Source organism: Petropleomorpha daqingensis, from assembly GCF_013408985.1.
GTDB classification, from domain to species: Bacteria; Actinomycetota; Actinomycetes; order Mycobacteriales; family Geodermatophilaceae; genus Petropleomorpha; species Petropleomorpha daqingensis.
In genome coordinates, this window is the sequence record NZ_JACBZT010000001.1 from 4,151,636 (window position 1) to 4,171,526 (window position 19,891).

A 19,891-nucleotide genomic window follows, 5' to 3' on the forward strand; every position below is an offset into this window, starting at 1 on the left:
GGTGTTCCTGTTGCTCTTGCGGTGCTGCAGGACCGCGAGAGCGAGAGAAGAACCGCAAGAGCAGCGAGGGGAGCGACGGTGAACTCCTGAGGCGGATGTGAGCGCTCACAGGGGTGGCTCCGGCAGGCCGGGGGGCGTCCCGATAGCGTTTGCGCCATGACGCGCCGCGCCAAGATCGTCTGCACGCTGGGACCGAAGACGAGCAGCCTGGAACAGGTCACCGCGCTCGTCGAAGCGGGCATGGACGTCGCCCGCCTCAACTTCAGCCACGGCGCGCACGAGGACCACGCCGCCGCCTACACCGCGGTGCGCCAGGCTTCCGATCGCACGGGCCACGCGGTCGCCGTCCTCGCCGACCTGCAGGGCCCCAAGATCCGCCTCGGCACCTTCGTCGACGGTCCCGTCGTCTGGGAGACCGGCAGCCGCGTCTGCGTCACCGTCGAGGACGTGCCCGGGACCGCGCAGCGCGTCTCCACCACCTACAAGGGCCTGGCCAACGACGTGCGCGTCGGCGACCGCCTCCTGGTGGACGACGGCAAGCTCGCGCTGTCCGTGGTCGAGGTGAACGGCCCCGACGTGTGGTGCCTGGTCACCGAGGGCGGCCCGGTCTCCAACAACAAGGGCCTGTCCCTGCCCGGCGTCGCGGTGAGCGTGCCGGCGCTGTCGGACAAGGACGAGGAGGACCTGCGCTTCGCCCTGCACCTGTCGGTCGACTTCGTCGCGCTGTCGTTCGTCCGCTCGCCGGCCGACGTCGAGCTGGTGCGCGAGATCATGCGCCAGGAGGACATCGAGGTCCCGGTCATCGCCAAGCTGGAGAAGCCGGAGGCGATCGACAACCTCGAGGCGATCGTCGAGGCCTTCGACGGGATCATGGTGGCCCGTGGCGACCTGGGCGTGGAGCTGCCGCTCGAGCAGGTGCCGCTCGTGCAGAAGCGCGCCGTCCAGGCGGCCCGCGAGCGGAACAAGCCGGTCATCGTCGCCACGCAGATGCTCGAGTCGATGATCGAGTCGTCGCGGCCGACCCGTGCTGAGGCCTCCGATGTCGCCAACGCCGTCCTGGACGGCGCGGACGCGGTGATGCTGTCGGGGGAGACCTCGGTCGGCAGGCACCCGATCGCCGCCGTCCGGACGATGGAACGGATCATCGACGCCGTCGAGAGCCACGGCGAGATCCGCGCACCCGAGGTGAGCCGCCGGTCGCGGTCGCGCTCCGGCGCGATCGTGCGCGCGGCCAAGGACGTCGGCGAGACCCTCGACGTCAAGGCGCTGGCGACCTTCACGCAGACCGGCGACACCGCGCGCCGGCTCGCCGCGCTGCACCCCCGCCAGCCGCTGCTGGCCTTCACGATCGACGCCCGCGTGCGCAGCCAGCTGGCGCTGTCCTGGGGCGTGGAGACGTTCATCGTCCCCGAGGTCTCGCACACCGACGACATGGTCCGGCAGGTGGACTTCTCGCTGCTGTCGATCGGCCGGCTCAAGGAGGGCGACCGCGTCGTCGTCGTGGCCGGCAGCCCGCCGAACACCGTCGGCTCGACCAACCTGATCCGGGTCCACGAGGTGGGCACCGACTCGTGAGCGAGTCCACCGCGCCGCTGATGGCGGTGCTCGGGCTCGAGGAGCGGGAGGAGGACGTCTTCGTCGGCCAGACGCCGACGACGCCCTCGCAGCGGGTCTTCGGCGGCCAGGTGGCCGGGCAGGCGCTGATGGCCGCCGGGCTGACCACGCCGGGCGACCGGAGCGTGCACTCGCTGCACTCCTACTTCCTGCGCCCGGGCGACCCGAACGAGGAGATCCGCTACGTCGTCGAGCGGATCCGCGACGGCCGCACGTTCAGCACCCGTCGCGTCCTGGCCCACCAGCGGCGCAAGGGCGAGGACGTCGCCATCTACGCCCTCACGGCCGACTTCACCGCCGGCGAGCGGGCGCTGGCCGAGCACTCGCTGCCGATGCCGGACGTCCCCGGCCCCGAGGGGCTGCCCGGCATCCCCGACGTCGTCGCCCGGCACCCGGAGCGAGGGGCCTTCATGGAGGCGATGAGCGCCGCGGTCGAGCAGCGGTTCCTCGAGGACCCTTTCTCGCCGGTGGCCAAGAAGTACCCGGACACCCAGCACCGGACCTGGCTGCGGGTGGCCGGCCGGCTGCCCGACGACCCCGCCGTGCACGCCGCGGCGCTGACGTTCGCCAGCGACCTCACCCTGCTCTCGTCCGGCGTGGCCCGGCTGGGCGTCGGCTGGGGCGGCTTCATGGGCGCGAGCCTCGACCACACGGTCTGGTTCCACCGGCCGATGCGCCCCGACGAGTGGTTCCTCTACGAGGGCGACAGCCCGGTGGCCTCGGCCGGTCGCGCGCTGTGCATCGGCCAGATCTGGACCGTCGACGGCGAGCACGTCGCCACGGTGGCCCAGGAGGGGCTCATCCGCGCCGTCCGGGAGTGACGACGGCGGGCGCCTTCCCGGTGACGGCGTCCTCCTCGCTGTCGGCCGGCCCGCGGAACTGGCTGGCGTAGAGCCGCTGGTAGGCGCCGCCGGCGGCGAGCAGTTCCTCGTGGGTCCCCGACTCGACGATCCGGCCGGCCTCCATGACCAGGATCAGGTCGGCGTCGCGGATCGTGGACAGCCGGTGGGCGATCACGAAGCTGGTCCGGTCGGCCCGCAGCGCCGCCATGGCGTGCTGCACGAGCACCTCGGTGCGGGTGTCCACCGAGCTGGTCGCCTCGTCGAGGATCAGCAGCGACGGGTCGGCCAGGAACGCGCGGGCGATCGTGATCAGCTGCTTCTCCCCGACGCTGACGTTGCTCGCCTCGTCGTCCAGGACCGTGTCGTAGCCGTCGGGCAGGCTGCGCACGAACCGGTCGACGAAGGCCGCCTCGGCCGCGGCGTGGATCTGCTCGTCGCTCGCCTCCGGGTCGCCGTAGCCGATGTTGTCCCGGATCGTGCCGCCGAACAGCCAGGTGTCCTGCAGCACCATGCCGACGTGCGCCCGCAGGTCCTCGCGGCGCAGCGCGGTGATGTCGACGCCGTCCAGGGTGATCCGGCCGGCGTCCAGCTCGTAGAACCGCATGATCAGGTTCACCAGCGTCGTCTTGCCGGCCCCGGTCGGGCCCACGATGGCGACCGTCTGCCCGGGCTCGGCGACCAGCGAGAGGTCCTCGATCAGCGGCTGGTCGGGGGAGTAGCGGAAGGAGATGTGCTCGAACTCGACCCGGCCGCGCCGGGTGGTGGGGACGACGGCGTCCACCGGGTCGGGGACCTGCTCCTCGGCGTCGAGCAGCTCGAAGACCCGCTCGGCGGAGGCGACGCCGGACTGCAGCAGGTTGGCCATCGAGGCGACCTGGGTCAGCGGCTGCATGAACTGCCGGGAGTACTGGATGAACGCCTGCACGTCGCCGAGGCTGATCGCGCCGGTGGCCACCCGGACGCCGCCGACGACGGCCACGGCCACGTAGTTGAGGTTCCCGAGGAACATCATCGCCGGCATGATCAGCCCCGAGACGAACTGGGCCCCGAAGCTGGCGCGGAAGAGGTCCTCGTTGCGCTCCTCGAAGGACCGCTGCACCTCGCGCTGCCGGCCGAAGACGGTCACCAGCTCGTGACCGGTGAACGCCTCCTCGATGTGCGCGTTGAGCGCGCCGGTGTTCTTCCACTGGGCGACGAACATCTTCTGCGAGCGCTTGGCGATCCGGGTGGTGATCGCCATCGAGATCGGGATGGTCACCAGGGCGATCAGCGCCAGCAGCGGGGAGATGACCAGCATCAGCACGACGACGCCGATCACGGTCAGCAGCGAGGTGAGCAGCTGGCTCAGCGTCTGCTGGAGGCTCTGGGCGATGTTGTCGATGTCGTTGGTGACCCGGCTGAGCAGCTCGCCGCGGGGCTGGGTGTCGAAGTAGCGCAGCGGCAGGCGGTGCAGCTTGGCCTCGACGTCGGTGCGCAGCCGGAACATCGACCGCTGCACGGCGGTGGTGAGCAGGTAGCCCTGCAGCCAGCTGAACAGCGAGGCGCCCGCGTACAGCGCGATCGCCCAGAGCAGCACGGTGCCCAGCGCGCCGAAGTCGATGCCGTGCCCGGGGACCACGTGGTTGCTCGTGATGATGTCGGCGACGTTGCCGTGCCCGGCCGCCCGGGCCGCGTCGGCGGCCTCCTGGGTGGTCAGCCCCGCAGGCAGCTGCCGGCCGAGGATCCCGGCGAAGATGATGTCGGTCGCCCGGCCGAGGAGCTTGGGACCCGACACCGACAGCCCGACGGCGGTGATCGCCAGCAGGACGACGCCGACGAGCATGCCGCGCTCGGGGGAGAGGCGGCCCAGCAGCCGCTTCATCGAGGGGCCGAACGACATCGCCTTCGCCGCCGGCATGCCCATCGCGGCCATCGGTCCGCGGCCGAAGCCGGGCCCCGCAGGCCGGGGCGGCGGGCCGACCGGGCGCTCGGGGGCGGTGGTGGGGCGCGTCATGCCGGCGTCTCCACGGTGCTGGCCTCCATCGCGTGCTGGGACTCCACGATCTCCTGGTAGGTGGGGCAGGTCTCGAGCAGCTCGTCGTGCGTGCCCAGGCCCGCGACCCGGCCGTCCTCGAGGACGACGATCTGGTCGGCGTCGGCGATCGTGGAGACCCGCTGGGCGACGATGAGCACCGTCGCCTCGCGGGTCCACGGCCGCAGCGCCGTCCTCAGCCGGGCGTCGGTGGCCAGGTCGAGGGCCGAGAACGAGTCGTCGAACAGGTAGATCTGCGGACGGCGGACCAGCGCGCGGGCGATCGCCAGCCGCTGCCGCTGACCCCCGGAGAAGTTCGTGCCGCCCTGGCTCACCGGCGCCTCGAGTCCCTCCGGCAGCGCGCTGACGAAGTCGGTGGCCTGCGCGATCTCGAGCGCGGCCCAGAGCTCCTCGTCGGTCGCGTCGGTCCGGCCGTAGCGCAGGTTGCTCGCGACCGTGCCGCTGAACAGGAACGCCTTCTGCGGCACCAGGCCGATCCGGTCCCACAGCTCGTCGGGCGCCAGCTCGCGGACGTCCACCCCGTCGACGACCACCGCGCCGCCGGTGACGTCGAGCAGCCGCGGCACGAGGGAGAGCAGCGTCGACTTGCCCGCGCCCGTGCTGCCGATGATCGCCGTCGTCTTCCCGGGCTCGGCGCGGAAGGAGATGCCGCGCAGCACCGGCGCCGCCGCACCCGGGTAGCGCAGCTCGACGTCCCGGAACTCCAGCTCGCCGACGGCGGGCACGTCGGTGACCGGCGCGGTCGGCGGGGCGATCGAGGAGTCGGTGGAGACGACCTCCATGATCCGGTCGGCGCAGACCGAGGCGCGCGGGATCATGACCGCCATGAACGTCGCCATCATGACCGACATGAGGATGAGCGTCAGGTAGAGCAGGAAGGCGGTCAGCGCGCCGATCTGGATCTCCTCGGAGTCCACCCGGCCGGCGCCGAACCACAGCACCGCGACGCTGGAGACGTTCAGGATCAGCAGCACGGTGGGGAAGATCAGCGCCTGGAGCCGTCCGGCCCGCAGCGCGGTGTTAGTGAGCTCGGCGTTGGCGGCGCCGAACCGGCGGACCTCGTGCCGCTCGCGGACGAACGCGCGGACCACGCGGATGCCGGTGAGCTGCTCGCGCAGCACGCGGTTGACGTTGTCGATGCGCACCTGCATGGCGCGGAACTGCGGCACCATCCGGACGACGATCGCGCCGATCGAGACGAGCAGCGCCGGGACGCAGACGAGCATGAGCCAGGACAGGCCGACGTCCTCGCGCAGCGCCATGATCACGCCGCCGATGCACATGATCGGTGCGCCGATCATCAGCGTGCAGGTCATGACGACGAGCATCTGCACCTGCTGGACGTCGTTGGTCGTGCGCGTGATCAGCGAGGGCGCGCCGAACCGGGCCATCTCCTGGGCGGAGAACGTCCCGACGCGGCCGAAGATGGCGCCGCGCACGTCGCGACCGAACGCCATCGCGGTGCGGGCGCCGAACCAGACCGCGCCGATCGAGCAGGCGATCTGCACGACGGTGACCCCGAGCATCAGGCCGCCGACGCGCAGGATGTAGCCGGTGTCCCCGGTCACGACCCCGCTGTCGATGATGTCGGCGTTGAGGCTGGGCAGGTACAGCGAGGCCATGGTGGAGACCAGCTGCAGGCCGACCACCGCCAGCAGCGGACGCTTGTAGGGCTGCAGGTGACCGCGCAGCAGCCGGATCAGCATGCGGGGACCTCCATCGTGTGCGCGGGCCGCGGAGGGGCGGTGTCCCGTCGGCGCAGGCCGTCGAGCAGCAGCGAGACGATCTCGGTGGGCGGCAGGGGCTCGGTGTCGACCAGGCGGTGGCTGCTCAGCGCCAGCGTGATCAGCCGGAGCCGGCGTGCCGTCTCCTGCGGCGAGCAGCGCAGCTCGTCGCGGTCGGGGTCGACGAGCAGCGCGAGGGCGTCGACCACGCGGGCCTCGGAGGCACGGATCCGCCAGCCGCGGTCGCGGTCGTGCTCGCGGTGCGGCAGCGACCCGTGCGCGGCGAAGGCGTGCATCAGGCCGGCGATGCGGCGACCGCGCGCCTGCATGAGCTCCACCGCGGCGACCAGCCGGTCCTCCAGCGGCGCCGTCCGGTCCAGCTCGGCGATCGCATCGACGACGGTGGAGGGGTCGAAGGCGCTGGCGAGCACCGCCTCCATGAGGTCCTGCTTGCTCGGGAAGACCCGGAAGATGGTGCCTTCCGCGACACCGGCGGCCTCGGCGATCAGCCGGGTGCTCACGTCGGTGCCGTGCTCGAGCACCAGCGGCAGGGTGGCGGCGATCAGCGCCTCACGCCGCTCCTCGGGCGGGAGGGCCGCAGCGCGGCGGGACGGTGTGGTCACGGCCACACACTACATGTGAGTGAGTCCTCACTCATTCAATTTTCGCTCAGGGCGTGTCCGCCTCCGAGAGGTCCTCCTGGGCGGCGGCCTGCGTCGCGGTCTCGTCCTGGGCTGCGGGCGTCTCGACGGCGGGCGTCTCCGCGGCGGGGACCTCCGCGCGCTCGGCCGCGGCCGCGGCCCGGCGCTCCTCCGCCTCCCGGGCCCGCTGGGCCGCCGCCTCGGCGAAGTCGTTGGCCAGCCAGTCGTGGTTCTCGCAGAGCAGCGCCCACAGCCGGTCGACGTGCTCGCGGGTGGTCGCCGGTGTGCCGATCGCCACGCGCAGCACCGGCTGCCCGCCGACGGTGGTGTGGGTCAGGAACACCTCGCCGCCGTCGTTGAGCCGCTCCAGCAGCGTCATCGTGGCCACGTCGGCGTCGACGTCGCCGGCCCAGCGCGGCTTGAGGCAGACCAGCGAGAACGGGTGCTTCGTGACGACGTCGAACCGGTCGTCGGCGTCGACCAGGGCGGCGAACTCCTGCGCGAGCGCGACGTCCCCGCGGATGTGCTCGCGCAGCCCCTCGGCGCCGTACCAGCGCAGCACGAACCAGAGCTTCAGCGCGCGGAAGCGCCGGCCCAGCTCGATCTGCCAGTCGCGGTAGTCGACGACCGCGCCCGCCTCGGTGGCGGCGTTGCGCAGGTACTCCGGCAGGATCGACAGCGCACCGGTGAGCGCGGCCCGGTCGGCGACCCAGAACAGCGTCGCGTCGAAGCCGGTGAGCAGCCACTTGTGCGCGTCGGTGGTGTAGCTGTCGGCCCACTCGACGCCGGCCTGCAGCTCGCGCAGCTCCGGGACGACGCCGCTCACGCCCGCGTACGCGGCGTCGACGTGCAGCCAGACGCCGGCCTCGCGGCAGATCGGGCCGAGCTCGGCCAGCGGGTCGATCGCCGTCGTCGACGTGGTCCCGACGGTGGCGCAGACCAGCACGGGGGTGAACCCGCGGGCGGTGTCCCGCTCCAGGCGGGCCTTGAGCGACGCGGGGCGCATCGCGAGGTCGCCGTCCACCTCGACGATGCGGACGGCGTCGCTGCCCAGGCCGGCGATGCGCGCCGCCTTCTCCATGGAGGAGTGCGTCTCGGCGGAGACGTAGACCAGGGCCCGGTCGGGATCGACGCCGTGCCGGACGGTGCCGCCCTTGCTGGCGCGGTGCAGCGCCGCGAGCAGCGCGACCAGGTTGGCGCCGGAGCTGGAGTCCTGGACCACCCCGCCGCCGGTGCTGGTGGAGAGGAACGTCTCGGGCAGCCTGAGCAGGCCGGCGAACCAGTCCATGACGTGCTGCTCGAGCTCGGTGGCCGCGGGGCTGGTCACCCACGACATGCCCTGCACGCCGAGCCCGGCGGAGACCAGGTCGCCGAGCACCGACGGCCCGGAGGTGTTGGCGGGGAAGTAGCCGAAGAAGCCCGGGTGCTGCCAGTGGGTGACGCCGGGCAGGACGACGCGCTCCAGGTCGGCGAGGACGGCGGAGATCGGCTCACCCTGCTCCGGCGGGGACGCCGGCAGCGCCGCCCGGACGTCGCCGGGGGAGACCTGCGACCGGACGGGGAACGACCCGATGCGCGTCCAGTAGTCGGCGATCCAGTCCACGACCTCGTGGCCGTGCTGCCGGAACTGCTCGGGCGTCATGTGAGCGGTCACGCCCTGAACCTATGCGGTGCCCCCGGTGCGACTCGAACGCACACTGCGCGGGTTTTGAATCCGCTCCCTCTGCCGATTGGGGTACGGGGGCGCGCCGGGCGTCCCGGCTCCAGCAGGGTAGCGGGCGGTCTCAGAGGTATGGCGCACAGCACCGACGCGGTCACGCGGGTCTCGATAGGCTGCGCAGCGTGAGCAGCCAGACGACACGGGTCCTCATCGCCGAGGACGAGGCGCTGATCCGCCTCGACCTCAAGGAGATGCTCGAGGAGGAGGGCTACACCGTCGTCGCCGAGGTCGGGGACGGGCAGCAGGCCGTGGACCAGGCGGAGGAGCTCCGTCCCGACCTGGTCATCCTCGACATCCAGATGCCGGTGCTCGACGGGCTGGCGGCGGCCGAGCAGATCGCGAAGGCGCGCACCGCCCCGGTCATCGTGCTCACCGCGTTCAGCCAGCGCGAACTGGTCGAGCGGGCCCGCGACGCCGGCGCGATGGCCTACCTGGTCAAGCCGTTCAACAAGAACGACCTGGTGCCGGCGATCGAGGTCGCCCGCGCCCGCTTCGCCGAGATGACGGCGCTCGACGGCGAGGTGCGCACCCTCGAGGAGCGGCTGGAGGCCCGCAAGATCGTCGAGAAGGCCAAGGGCCGGCTCATGGCCGAGCGGGGCATCACCGAGGCCGACGCGTTCCGGTGGATCCAGCGGACGGCGATGAACGAGCGCACCTCCATGAAAGCGCTGGCCGAGCGGCTGCTGGCCGAGGATCCCGCGGCGGAGAGCTCCACCGCCTGACGGTTCCGGTACCAGGACGGCGCTCGTGACGGCGCGTGATCATGCGTGTCTGTGCCGAACCTGTGAGGTCACGACCTCATTACGGAAAGTCTCGGAGGGGGCTGCAGAGCGCCTCGCTGCGGTTAGGTTCTGCGCACCGATCGGGCGGTCGACCGGCGTTCTTTCGCCGTGCGGCCCTCCGACAGCGACGCACACCTCTGGGAGTTGCTTGATGCGCACTGGCACCATCGCCCGCAGCATCGCAGTCGCCGGGGCCGCTCTGCTCGCTGTCTCCGCCTGTGGCGGCAGCAGCGATGACAACAGCAGCAGCGGTTCGAGCGGCAGCAGCGGCGAGAAGCAGACGAACGTCTACGGCACCGACGGCAACATGGGCAACGCGCTCGGTGAGGACTTCACCAAGGAGGGCTCGCTCGCCGGCATGAGCGGCACGACCCCTCTGACGAACCTCAACGACGACTTCAAGAAGCGCCTGCTCACCATCGACCCGGCGCTCAAGGACTACAACTACGCCGGTGAGTCGTACGACGCCGTGATGATCACGGCCTTGGCGGCGCAGATGGCCGGCACGAACGACGCGAACACCTTCAAGGCGTTCGTGAACGGCGTGACGGTCGGCGGCGACAAGTGCTCCGACTTCAAGTCCTGCCTCGACATCATCAACGGTGGCGGCAACCCCGACCTCGACGGCATCACCGGTCCGCTGAGCTTCACCGACCCCGGTGAGCCGGCGCAGGCCTCCTTCGGCCTGCTGCACTTCGGTGCCGACAACAAGATCGACGACGCGAAGACCAAGTTCGTGCTCGCCGGCGACGAGGCCAACGCCACCACCAACGAGGGCCCGAACGGCGGCAAGGCGGCTACCCCCAACGCCACCGGCAACCCGCTGATCATCGGCACCCTGCTGCCGCAGACCGGCAACCTGGCCTTCCTCGGCCCGCCGGAGATCGCCGGCGTCAAGCTCGCCATCCAGGACATCAACGCCGCTGGTGGCGTTCTGGGCCAGCCGGTCCAGCTGGTCGAGGGCGACTCGGGCGACACCTCCACGGACACGGCCACGCAGACGGTCGACCGGCTGCTGCAGGCCAACGTCAACGCGATCATCGGTGCCGCGTCCTCCGGCGTGAGCCAGACGGTCATCGACCGGATCACCGGCGCCGGCGTCCTGGAGTTCTCCCCGGCGAACACGTCGGACATCTTCACGACGTACAACGACAACGGGCTGTACTTCCGTACCGCCCCGCCGGACCTGCTGCAGGCCCAGGCGCTGTCGGACCTGATCTCGGGTGACGGCAACACGTCGGTCGGGATCCTGGCGCTCAACGACCCGTACGGCACGGGTCTGGCCGACAACACCGAGAAGGACCTCATCGCGGCCGGCCTGAGCCAGGGCGACATCAAGAAGATCATCTACGACCCGCAGGCGGCGAACTACGACTCCGAGGTCCAGCAGATGGTCGACTTCGCGCCCGACGCCATCGTGGTGATCGGCTTCGAGGAGTCCTCGAAGATCATCCAGGGTCTCAACGCCCAGGGCATCGGCCCGCAGCGCTGACCCGCTCGCTCCACCACGGAGGCCCGGTACCCGCGAGGGTGCCGGGCCTCCGTGCCGTTCAGGGGCCGTTGGGGGGGCCGATGGCGCCGAGATGGCGATCTGTGCGCGCAACACGCGCGCACGCGCCGGTCGAGCGCGCACGAAGTGCCTTCTCGGCGCGCGGCGGGGGCCGGCCGGCTCAGCGCTGCAGGTGCTGGCCCTCCGGCTGCCAGTCGGCGGGCCGGCCGACGTGGTTGGAGAACTCCACCGACCAGCGCCACCAGGACCGGTCCGGGGCGTGCTCCCACGCGGTCAGGACGCCGACCTCCCCGCCCGGCAGCAGCACGGGCAGGCCGAGGTGGCTCTCGTCCGGCCAGATCTCGGCGCGCCGCAGCTCGCCGCCGGCGAGCTCGAGCAGCGTGATGGGGGAGTAGTCGCCGTCCCGGTCGGGCTCCCCGCGGGCCACCGTCGTCCCGTCGTCGGCGCGGACGTGCACGCGCAGGTGCGCGGGGGCGGCGTGCACCAGCACGCGGGAGAAGCCCCCGGCGGTCAGCGCGAGGGCGAACTCCAGCCCGTTCATGCCGCCGTCGCGGGAGCGCAGCTCCCAGGTCCAGTTGGCCACGGGCCTACTGTGCCTTGGCGAGCGTCCCCAGGTAGAGCTCGATGACCTTCGGGTCGGTCATCAGCGACTGGCCGGTGTCGGTGTAGGCGTTGCGGCCCTGGTCGAGGACGTAGCCGCGGTCGCAGATCTGCAGGCACCGGCGGGCGTTCTGCTCGACCATGATGATCGAGACGCCGGTGGCGTTGATCCGCCGGCAGCGGATGAACACCTCGTCCTGGTAGGCCGGCGACAGGCCCGCCGAGGGCTCGTCGAGCAGCAGCACCGACGGGTCCATCATCAGCGCCCGGCCCATCGCGACCATCTGCCGCTCGCCGCCGGACAGCGACCCGGCCTTGCCCTTGCGCCGCTCGCCGAGCAGCGGGAACAGGTCGATGACGTAGTCGAAGCGCTCCTTGAACGTCTTCGGCCGCAGGTACACGCCCATCTGCATGTTCTCCTCGATGGTGAGCGAGGGGAACACGTTGTTGTTCTGCGGCACGTAGCCGACGCCGAGGGACACCAGCCGGTGGGCCGGCGCGGAGGTGATGTCCTCCCCGCGCAGGGTCACCGCGCCCGAGCGCACCGGGATCAGCCCGAAGAGGGTCTTCAGCAGCGTCGACTTCCCGGCCCCGTTGGGACCGATGATGCCGACCAGTTCGCCGTCCTGGAGGTAGAAGTCGCAACCGCGCAGGATGTTGACCCCGGGGACGTAGCCGGCCACCAGGTCGTCGGCGCGCACCAGCGCGCCCTCGGCCAGCCGCTGGTGCTCCTCGCGGGTGGCGGCCTTCTCCGCCGGCGACAGCGTGTCGGTGGCGGTCGCCGCCTCGTCGGCGCGGGTGATGTCCTCGCCGGACTCGTCGACCTCGAACAACGGCTCGCTCATCGGTCGGTCCCTTCCTTCGCCTCGGAGCTGAAGACCTCGCCGTCCACGTTCTCCTCGCGGGCGATCTCGCGCTCGGCCTGGGCGAGCACGCGGTCCTCCTCCTCGGCGGTCAGCGGTGCGTCGTGGTGGGCCCCGAGGTAGGCGTCGACGACGGCCTGGTTCTGGCTGATCGACTCCGGCGGGCCCTCGGCGATCACCCGGCCGGCGGCCATGACGACGACCCAGTCGCTGATGTCCCGGACGACGTCCATGTCGTGCTCGACGAAGATCACCGTCATGCCCTGCTCGCGCAGGTCCTTGACGTGGCCGAGCAGGCTCTGGGTGAGCGCCGGGTTCACGCCGGCCATCGGCTCGTCGAGCATGACGACCTTGGGGTCGCTCATCAGCGCGCGGGCCATCTCGAGCAGCTTGCGCTGGCCGCCGGACAGCGTGCCGGCGAAGTCGTCCTTCTTGGCGTCGAGCTTGAACCGCTGGAGCAGGTCCATGGCCTTCTCGGTGTTGGCCTTCTCCTGCGCCCTCCACGTGCCGGGGATCAGGGCGCGCAGGAAGCTCTCGCCGCGCTGGCCCTGCGCCCCGAGCAGCATGTTCTGCAGCACGGTGAGGCGGGACAGCGCCTTGGTCAGCTGGAAGGTGCGGACGACGCCGAGCCGGGCGACCTGGTGTGGCGCGGTGTGCCCCATGTCGCGACCGTCGAACGTCCAGGAGCCGGTGTTGGGCTGGTCGAACCCGGTGAGCAGGTTGAACAGCGTCGTCTTGCCGGCACCGTTGGGCCCGATCAGGCCGGTGATCCCGCCGCGCTGGATCTCCAGGTGGTCGACCGCGACCGCGGTCAGACCACCGAAGGTGCGGGTGATGCCGTCGACGACGACGGCCGCGTCGGGCTTGGCGACGCCGACCTCCCACGGCACGTCGCGCAGCGCGGCCTGGGCGAGCCGACGGGGTGCGCCCGCGCCGGACGCTGACGCACCTGAGGACGTGGCGCCGGCAGGGGTGGGCTCAGCGGGCATCGATCATCACCTCTCGTCGGTCCCCGAAGATCCCCTGTGGTCGGAAGATCAGCAACAACATCAGCCCGACGCCGACGAGCACGAAGCGGATCTGCGCGACGTCGGTCGAGGAGAGCAACCCGGCCGGGATGATGCCCTTGTCGATGAGCAGCCGGAGCCCCGTGTCGGCGAACTGCAGGATGAACAGCAGCAGCATGCTCCCCACGACGGGTCCGAGCACGCGGGCCGCGCCGCCGAGGATGAGCGCCGCGTAGGCGAGGAACGTGTTGGCGTTCTGGTACTGGTCGGGGATCGCCGAGCCGGTGCCGATGGCGTAGACCATGCCGCCGAAGGCACCGATCACACCGCCGAGCACGAGGGACTGCATCTTGTACGCGTAGACGTTCTTGCCGAGCGCCCGGACGGCGTCCTCGTCCTCGCGGATCGACTTGACCACCCGGCCCCACGGGCTGCGGACCAGCAGCCAGGTGAGCAGGCTGAAGACGACGACGAGCAGCCAGCCGATGAGGGCCACCCAGAGCTCGCCGCCGCTCCAGCGGGTGCCGAGGACCGGGTAGCGCGTGGAGGTGTCCCACGGCGCCAGCGCGATGAAGTCGTGGTTGAACGAGGCCAGGCCGCGGGTGCCGCCGGTGACCGAGGTGGCCGACACCGAGCGGAACAGGAGCCGCAACCCCTCGGCGGCGGCGATGGTGACGATGGCCAGGTAGTCCGCGCGCAGCCGCAGGGTCGGCAGACCCAGCAGCAGCGCGAGCACGACCGCCGCGCCGATCGCGACGAGCACGCCGACCCAGAAGTTCAGGCCCCACTGGGTCACCGAGACCGCGATGCCGAACCCGCCCAGCATCGCGAACGCGATCTGACCGAAGTTGAGCAGGCCGGTGTAGCCGAAGTGCATGTTCAGGCCGATGGCCAGCAGCGCGAAGAAGATGGCCTGGAAGCCCAGGGCCGACTTGCCCGCGACTGCGACCGCGTTGAGGAGATCGCTCACTGGCTTCAGCCGATCCGTGCGCGGGAGCCCAGGATCCCCTGGGGCCGGATGACGAGGATGACGATGAGCAGCAGCAGGCCCCCGACGTACTTCATGTCGTCGGGGATCACCAGCGTGGACATCTGGACGAAGACGCCGACGATGATGCTGCCGACGAGGGCGCCGTAGGCCGTGCCCAGACCGCCGAGCGTGACGCCGGCGAACATGAGCAGCAGCAGCCGGAAGCCCATGTCCCACTGCACCTGGTCGGACAGGCCGAGCAGGACGCCGCCGAGCGTGGCCAGCGCGCCGCCCATCATCCAGACGACCAGGATCACCCGGTTGACGTCGATGCCCGAGGACGAGGCGAGGTCGCGGTTGTCGGCGACGGCGCGCATCGCCTTGCCGATCTTGGTGCGCTGCAGCATGACGGCGACCAGCACCAGGACGACGACCGAGATGATGATCGAGAACAGCGCCCGGTTGGTCAGGGTGAAGACGCCGTAGTCGACCGCCCGCTGGTTCTGGAAGTCGGCGTAGGGGTTGGAGAACCCGCCGTAGACGATCTGGATCAGGTACCGCAGCGCGAGCGACAGACCGATCGAGACCACCAGGGCGGCCACCAGGCCCGTGCCGCGCCTGCGCAGCGGCCGCCACAGGGCGAGTTCGTTGAGGGCGCCGACGGCGGCGCCGGCCACCATCGCGATCAGCGTCGCCGGGATCAGCGGGACGCCGCCGCGCACGTTGATGTACCAGGCGATGATCGCGCCGATCGTGACCAGCTCGCCGTGGGCGAAGTTGGTCAGGCCGGTCGTCCCGAAGATCAGCGACAGGCCGACGGCGCACATCGCGATCAGCAGGCCGAACCGCAGGCCGTCGACCAGCAGCTGGACGGCGCGGACGTTGCCGCCGCCGGTGCGGCTGCCGTCGCTGAGCCCGAACAGCACCGGCTGCTGGCGGTTGGGCCCGACGGTGACCGTGCGGGTGTCCTCACCGTTGAGCTTGACGGTGTCGGGCAGGTCCTTCTCGTTGATCGAGACGACGTACTGGCCGGGACCGGGCACGTCCACGGCGAACTTGCCGTCCGAGTCCGTCTTCGCCGAGCCGACGTCGTCCCCGTTCGGCGTGGTGACCGTGATCTCCACGTCCTCGATGGGACCGCTGCGGCTGGTCTGGAGCGTGCCGATGACCTGCTCGCCCTCGGCCGAGGCGATGCCCGGCGTCAGGGTGGCCAAGCCGCCGGCGAAGATCGTCACCAGAAGCAGCCGGAGCAGGATCCTGCGTACGCCGGAGGATCGACTCCGGGTACCGCCTCCCGCGTGGGTCACGCAACCTCCCTGATCGAACGGTTGAGCAGGGACCGTAGTTCATTCCTGTGTCGCGGCTGTCTCCGTTCGTCCAGCTGTGACCTTTCCGCGACACGCGCGTGTGCTCACCGTGGGTGTCCTACCGGCGCGCCGCCGTGATCATCGGGTCTCCGAGGTGCACGCTGCCGCCACCACCGGTAGGGAGGCTCGGGTGCCTGGAACCGCGTCGCGGTCGCGCGTCGCTACGCGCACCGCGCTGCCCGACGATCTGCCCGCGGTCGTCTCCCTCGTCCGCCAGCACCGGGTCGAGGCGCACGCCGAGGGCGTGCTCACGGGGCAGCTGCCCGGCGCGGCGGCCGCCGGCGGGTTCGCCCGGCTGCTCGCCGATCCCGCCCACTGCGTCGTCCTCGCCGTCCTGCCCGGCCCGGACGGCGAGCTGCCGGTGGGGCTGGCCGTGCTCGGCGTCGACCCGCTGTCGGTCCTGCTCGGGGTGCCGCAGGTGACGGTGGACAACCTGGTCGTCCACCGGGAGCACCGGCGGATCGGGGTGGGGACGGCGCTGCTGTCGGCCGCTGCCGATTTCGCCGCGGAGGTCGGTGCCGACCACGTGGTGGCCACCGCGGGCGGCCACGAGCCCGAGCGGCTGCGCTTCCTGGGCCGGATGGGCTTCGCACCGCTGAGCACCCGGCGGATCGTCCCCCGCGAGACGCTGGTCCGCGCGCTGGCGGCCTGGCAGCGCAGCCGGCGGGCGATCCCCGTGCCGCGGCGGGTGCCGTCGCTGGGTCGCCGCTCCTAGCTCTTGGTCAGGCAGGTCAGCCGGCCGGTCGCCGTCGGGCGGCCCTGCTCGTCGCTGACCTCGATGAGGAAGGTGCCCAGGGTCCGGCCGCGCCGCACCGGGGTGCAGACGGCGGTCACCGAGCCCTCCGTGGCCGAGCGCAGGTAGCTGACGTTGAGCTCGATGCCGACCACCTGCCGGTCCGGTCCGGCCGCGAGGGCTGCGGCCCAGGAGCCCACCGTCTCCATGAGCGCGCACGTCGCGCCGCCGTGCAGCAGGCCGTAGGGCTGCTGGTTGCCCTCCACCGGCATCGTGGCGACCAGGCGGTCGGGGTCGTAGTCGGTGATCCGGATGCCCAGCTTGTCGTCGAGGGGGCTGATCGAGCCGGTGGGCAGCCAGTCGGGCCGGGCGGTGGTCACGACTCCCGACGGTAACCAGCGGCCGGGGCGGTCCTGTCGGGGGGCGCACCTAGGATCGGAGCCGATGTCCGCTCCCGCTGCTGCCCCCGCCGGCACGACGACGGGGCCGCGCCCCCGCCTGCTGCTCCTCGACGGCCACTCGCTGGCCTACCGGGCGTTCTTCGCGCTGCCCGTCGAGAACTTCTCGACGACCACGGGCCAGCCGACGAACGCCGTCTACGGCTTCACGTCGATGCTGATCAACATCCTGCGCGACGAGCAGCCCACCCATCTGGCCGTCGCCTTCGACGTGGGCCGCAAGACCTTCCGCTCGGAGATCTACGCCGAGTACAAGGCGAACCGCTCGGAGAGCCCGACGGACTTCCGCGGCCAGGTCAGCCTCATCCAGGAGGTGCTCGGCGCGCTGCGGATCCCGTTCATCACCGCCGAGGGCTACGAGGCCGACGACGTGATCGCCACGCTGACCACGCAGGCGGTCGACGCGGGCATGGACGTGCTGATCGGCACGGGCGACCGCGACGCGCTGCAGCTGGTCAACGAGCACGTCACCGTGCTCTACCCGCGCAAGGGCGTCTCCGACCTGACCCGGTTCACCCCGGAGGAGGTCGAGGCCAAGTACAACCTGACGCCGGCGCAGTACCCGGACTTCGCCGCGCTGCGCGGCGACCCGAGCGACAACCTCCCGAACATCCCGAGCGTGGGGGAGAAGACCGCGGCCAAGTGGGTCCGCGAGTACGGCTCGCTGGACGCGCTGGTCGACCAGGTCGACACGGTCAAGGGCAAGGTCGGCGACGCGCTGCGCGCGCACCTGTCCTCGGTGCTGCAGAACCGGCGGCTGACCGAGCTAGACCGGCAGGTGCCGCTCGAGGTGGGCCCGGACGACCTCGCCGTCCAGGCGTGGGACCGCAACGAGGTACACACCCTCTTCGACAACCTGCAGTTCCGGGTGCTGCGCGACCGGCTGTTCGCCACGCTGACCAGCGCCGAGCCGGAGGTCGAGGGCGGCTTCGACGTCGCCGTCGACGACGTGGCGCCCGGGCAGCTCGGCGCCTGGCTCGGCGAGCACGCGATCGGCCGGACCGGCCTGATCTTCCGGGGCACCTGGGGGCGCGGCACCGGCGAGCTGACCGGGCTGGCGCTGGCCGCGGGCGACGACCACGCCGTCTTCGTCGACCTCGGGCCGGCGCTCGACGTGGCCGACGAGCAGGCGCTCGCGGCCTGGCTGGCCGACCCGGCGCGGCCCAAGGTCGTGCACGACGTCAAGGGCCCGCTGCTGGCGATCTGGGCGCGGGGCTGGGACCTCGCCGGCGTGGTGAGCGACACCGCGCTGGCCGCCTACCTGGCCACGCCCGGGCAGCGCTCGTTCGACCTGGGCGACCTCGCCGTCCGGTACCTGCGCCGCGAGCTCAAGGACGCCGCCGCCGAGGAGGCCCAGCTCACCCTCGACGGCCTCGGCCCGTCCGAGGAGGACCTCGCCCGCGACGCGGCGAAGGCCGACGTCCTCAAGGCGGTCGCGGTCAACGACCTGTCCGACGCCCTCGAGACCGTGCTCGGGCAGCGCGGCGGCGACCGGCTGCTCGGCGAGCTCGAGCTGCCGCTGTCGTTCGTGCTCGCGCGCATGGAGCAGCGCGGCATCGCCGCGGACCTCGACTTCCTCACCGAGCTGCAGCGCGAGTTCGCCGACGAGGTCGCCGCCGCGGCGGCGGAGTGCTACGCGGTGATCGGCCGCGAGGTGAACCTCGGCTCGCCGAAGCAGCTGCAGACCGTCCTGTTCGACGAGCTCGGCCTGCCGAAGACCAAGAAGATCAAGAGCGGCTACACCACCGACGCCGACGCGCTGACCAACCTGCTGGCGCAGACCGGGCACCCGTTCCTCGAGAGCCTGCTGCGGCACCGCGACGTGACGCGGCTGCGCACGGTCATCGACGGGCTGATCCCGATGGTCGACGACGCCGGTCGCATCCACACGACCTACCAGCAGACGATCGCGGCCACCGGCCGGCTGTCCTCGATCGACCCGAACCTGCAGAACATCCCGATCCGCTCCGCGGAGGGCCGCCGGATCCGGCAGGCGTTCGTGGTCGGCCCGGGCTTCGAGTCGCTGATGACGGCGGACTACAGCCAGATCGAGATGCGGATCATGGCGCACCTGTCGGAGGACGCCGGGCTGATCGAGGCCTTCACGTCGGGAGAGGACCTGCACTCCTTCGTCGCGTCGCGGGCGTTCGGCATCCCGATCGAGGACGTCGACCCGGAGATGCGCCGGCGGATCAAGGCGATGAGCTACGGCCTGGCGTACGGGCTGTCGGCCTACGGCCTGGCGCAGCAGCTGCGGATCACCCCGGAGGAGGCGCGCGAGCAGATGCACGCCTACTTCGAGCGCTTCGGCGGCATCCGCGACTACCTCGACGGGGTGGTCGACGACGCGCGGCAGACCGGCTACACCGAGACGACGCTCGGCCGCCGGCGCTACCTGCCGGACCTGACCAGCGACAACCGGCAGCGGCGGGAGATGGCCGAGCGGATGGCGCTCAACGCGCCCATCCAGGGCTCTGCCGCCGACGTCATCAAGGTCGCGATGCTCGAGGTCGAGCGGGCGATCGCCGCCGAGGGCCTGAAGTCGCGGATGCTGCTGCAGGTGCACGACGAGCTCGTCCTCGAGGTCGCGCCGGGGGAGAAGGAGGCCCTCGAGGCGCTGGTCCGGCGCGAGATGGCCGGCGCGGCGCAGCTGTCGGTGCCGCTGGAGGTCTCGGTCGGCTTCGGCGCCAGCTGGGACGCGGCGGCCCACTGAGTCATCGCGATCCTCCGGATCGCACCGCGACCACGTGCCGTCCCCCGGCTGCGCGGAGCCGCTTCCGTCGAGCCTCGGGAGACCCTGCGGGCCTCCGCTCGCCTCGACCGACAGCTCGGGGGCGGTCGCAGCGCTGGCCTTCGAGGGCACAGTGCCACCGACGCCGGGTCCGCGCTCTACCTCTCCCGCGGGTGGCAGCTCTGGACGGGGCCGACGTCCGCGCTGACGCCGTCGGGTAGCCGTCGCACGCCCGAGGACGACGGCTCGGTGCACGTGCTGGTCGGCGGGACCGACCTGGACCTGACCGCCGAGCTG

General features: G+C 71.6%; 16 protein-coding genes and 1 tRNA gene. 6 read left to right on the forward strand and 11 right to left on the reverse strand.

The features are described 5' to 3' along the window. Nucleotides 1–156: 156 nt before the first annotated feature. Both pyk and GGQ55_RS20540 read left to right on the forward strand, forming a co-directional pair. Nucleotides 157–1,575, forward strand: a complete 1,419-nt coding sequence (gene pyk / locus GGQ55_RS20535) for a pyruvate kinase (protein WP_179719931.1) — start codon at nt 157–159, stop codon at nt 1,573–1,575. After that, a complete protein-coding gene (locus tag GGQ55_RS20540; RefSeq protein ID WP_366489848.1) occupies nt 1,572–2,435 on the forward strand; it encodes an acyl-CoA thioesterase in 864 nt (287 codons plus the stop codon). The genes pyk and GGQ55_RS20540 overlap by 4 nt, the downstream gene beginning before the upstream one ends. Here GGQ55_RS20540 and GGQ55_RS20545 read toward each other — a convergent pair. From GGQ55_RS20545 to GGQ55_RS20565, 5 genes are all read right to left on the reverse strand, one after another. Then, the gene (locus GGQ55_RS20545; RefSeq protein WP_179719933.1) at nt 2,413–4,449 is read right to left on the reverse strand and encodes an ABC transporter ATP-binding protein; all 2,037 of its coding nucleotides are present in this window, start codon (nt 4,447–4,449) and stop codon (nt 2,413–2,415) included. The genes GGQ55_RS20540 and GGQ55_RS20545 overlap by 23 nt on opposite strands. Beyond that, complete coding sequence (locus tag GGQ55_RS20550; protein WP_179719935.1) at nt 4,446–6,194, reverse strand: ABC transporter ATP-binding protein; 1,749 nt, start codon at nt 6,192–6,194, stop codon at nt 4,446–4,448. Before GGQ55_RS20550 ends, GGQ55_RS20545 begins: the two co-directional genes overlap by 4 nt. After that, complete coding sequence (locus GGQ55_RS20555; RefSeq protein ID WP_179719937.1) at nt 6,188–6,835, reverse strand: TetR/AcrR family transcriptional regulator; 648 nt, start codon at nt 6,833–6,835, stop codon at nt 6,188–6,190. Before GGQ55_RS20555 ends, GGQ55_RS20550 begins: the two co-directional genes overlap by 7 nt. Nucleotides 6,836–6,881: 46 nt before the next feature. Beyond that, on the reverse strand, nt 6,882–8,507 hold the full coding sequence (locus GGQ55_RS20560) for an aminotransferase class V-fold PLP-dependent enzyme (protein ID WP_366489850.1): 1,626 nt from the start codon (nt 8,505–8,507) through the stop codon (nt 6,882–6,884). Nucleotides 8,508–8,524: 17 nt separating this feature from the next. Next, nucleotides 8,525–8,598: transfer RNA gene (locus tag GGQ55_RS20565), tRNA-Leu, on the reverse strand. A 97-nt stretch (nt 8,599–8,695) separates the two neighbouring features. Here GGQ55_RS20565 and GGQ55_RS20570 point away from each other — a divergent pair. Further along, complete coding sequence (locus tag GGQ55_RS20570) at nt 8,696–9,295, forward strand: ANTAR domain-containing response regulator (RefSeq protein ID WP_179719939.1); 600 nt, start codon at nt 8,696–8,698, stop codon at nt 9,293–9,295. 211 nt (nt 9,296–9,506) lie between these two features. Further along, a complete protein-coding gene (locus tag GGQ55_RS20575) occupies nt 9,507–10,847 on the forward strand; it encodes an ABC transporter substrate-binding protein (protein WP_179719941.1) in 1,341 nt (446 codons plus the stop codon). 178 nt (nt 10,848–11,025) lie between these two features. Here the strand turns inward: GGQ55_RS20575 and GGQ55_RS20580 are convergent, their stop codons facing one another. The 5 genes from GGQ55_RS20580 to GGQ55_RS20600 are packed head-to-tail and all read right to left on the reverse strand — an operon-like array spanning nt 11,026 to nt 15,540. After that, nucleotides 11,026–11,448 carry a DUF7712 family protein gene (locus tag GGQ55_RS20580; protein WP_179719943.1) on the reverse strand — a complete coding sequence of 141 codons (423 nt, stop codon included), beginning with the start codon at nt 11,446–11,448 and terminating at the stop codon, nt 11,026–11,028. Nucleotides 11,449–11,452: 4 nt separating this feature from the next. After that, on the reverse strand, nt 11,453–12,310 hold the full coding sequence (locus GGQ55_RS20585; RefSeq protein ID WP_218859361.1) for an ABC transporter ATP-binding protein: 858 nt from the start codon (nt 12,308–12,310) through the stop codon (nt 11,453–11,455). After that, entirely contained in the window at nt 12,307–13,317 is a 1,011-nt protein-coding gene (locus tag GGQ55_RS20590; RefSeq protein ID WP_179719945.1) for an ABC transporter ATP-binding protein, read from the reverse strand. The genes GGQ55_RS20585 and GGQ55_RS20590 overlap by 4 nt, the downstream gene beginning before the upstream one ends. Beyond that, on the reverse strand, nt 13,307–14,305 hold the full coding sequence (locus GGQ55_RS20595) for a branched-chain amino acid ABC transporter permease (RefSeq protein ID WP_179719946.1): 999 nt from the start codon (nt 14,303–14,305) through the stop codon (nt 13,307–13,309). Before GGQ55_RS20595 ends, GGQ55_RS20590 begins: the two co-directional genes overlap by 11 nt. 5 nt (nt 14,306–14,310) lie before the next feature. Further along, nucleotides 14,311–15,540, reverse strand: coding sequence for a branched-chain amino acid ABC transporter permease (locus GGQ55_RS20600; RefSeq protein ID WP_366489854.1), 1,230 nt, complete (start codon nt 15,538–15,540; stop codon nt 14,311–14,313). Nucleotides 15,541–15,802: 262 nt separating this feature from the next. Here GGQ55_RS20600 and GGQ55_RS27265 point away from each other — a divergent pair, with 262 nt between their 5' ends. Continuing rightward, nucleotides 15,803–16,387 (forward strand): GNAT family N-acetyltransferase, encoded by a 585-nt coding sequence (locus tag GGQ55_RS27265; protein ID WP_179719948.1) that lies wholly within the window; start codon nt 15,803–15,805, stop codon nt 16,385–16,387. Here GGQ55_RS27265 and GGQ55_RS20610 read toward each other — a convergent pair. Beyond that, complete coding sequence (locus GGQ55_RS20610; RefSeq protein ID WP_179719950.1) at nt 16,384–16,785, reverse strand: PaaI family thioesterase; 402 nt, start codon at nt 16,783–16,785, stop codon at nt 16,384–16,386. The two genes, GGQ55_RS27265 and GGQ55_RS20610, sit on opposite strands and share 4 nt — an antisense overlap. A gap of 64 nt (nt 16,786–16,849) precedes the next feature. Here GGQ55_RS20610 and polA point away from each other — a divergent pair, with 64 nt between their 5' ends. Next, a complete protein-coding gene (gene polA / locus GGQ55_RS20615; RefSeq protein WP_179719952.1) occupies nt 16,850–19,576 on the forward strand; it encodes a DNA polymerase I in 2,727 nt (908 codons plus the stop codon). Nucleotides 19,577–19,891: the final 315 nt, after the last annotated feature.

What these genes read in the sequence shown, in the direction of transcription:
- pyk (WP_179719931.1), top strand. Translation starts at nt 157, where the DNA reads ATGACGCGCCGCGCCAAGATCGTCTGCACGCTGGGACCGAAGACGAGC.
- GGQ55_RS20545 (WP_179719933.1), bottom strand. Translation starts at nt 4,449, where the DNA reads ATGACGCGCCCCACCACCGCCCCCGAGCGCCCGGTCGGCCCGCCGCCC.
- GGQ55_RS20550 (WP_179719935.1), bottom strand. Translation starts at nt 6,194, where the DNA reads ATGCTGATCCGGCTGCTGCGCGGTCACCTGCAGCCCTACAAGCGTCCG.
- GGQ55_RS20575 (WP_179719941.1), top strand. Translation starts at nt 9,507, where the DNA reads ATGCGCACTGGCACCATCGCCCGCAGCATCGCAGTCGCCGGGGCCGCT.
- GGQ55_RS20585 (WP_218859361.1), bottom strand. Translation starts at nt 12,310, where the DNA reads ATGAGCGAGCCGTTGTTCGAGGTCGACGAGTCCGGCGAGGACATCACC.
- GGQ55_RS20590 (WP_179719945.1), bottom strand. Translation starts at nt 13,317, where the DNA reads ATGCCCGCTGAGCCCACCCCTGCCGGCGCCACGTCCTCAGGTGCGTCA.
- polA (WP_179719952.1), top strand. Translation starts at nt 16,850, where the DNA reads ATGTCCGCTCCCGCTGCTGCCCCCGCCGGCACGACGACGGGGCCGCGC.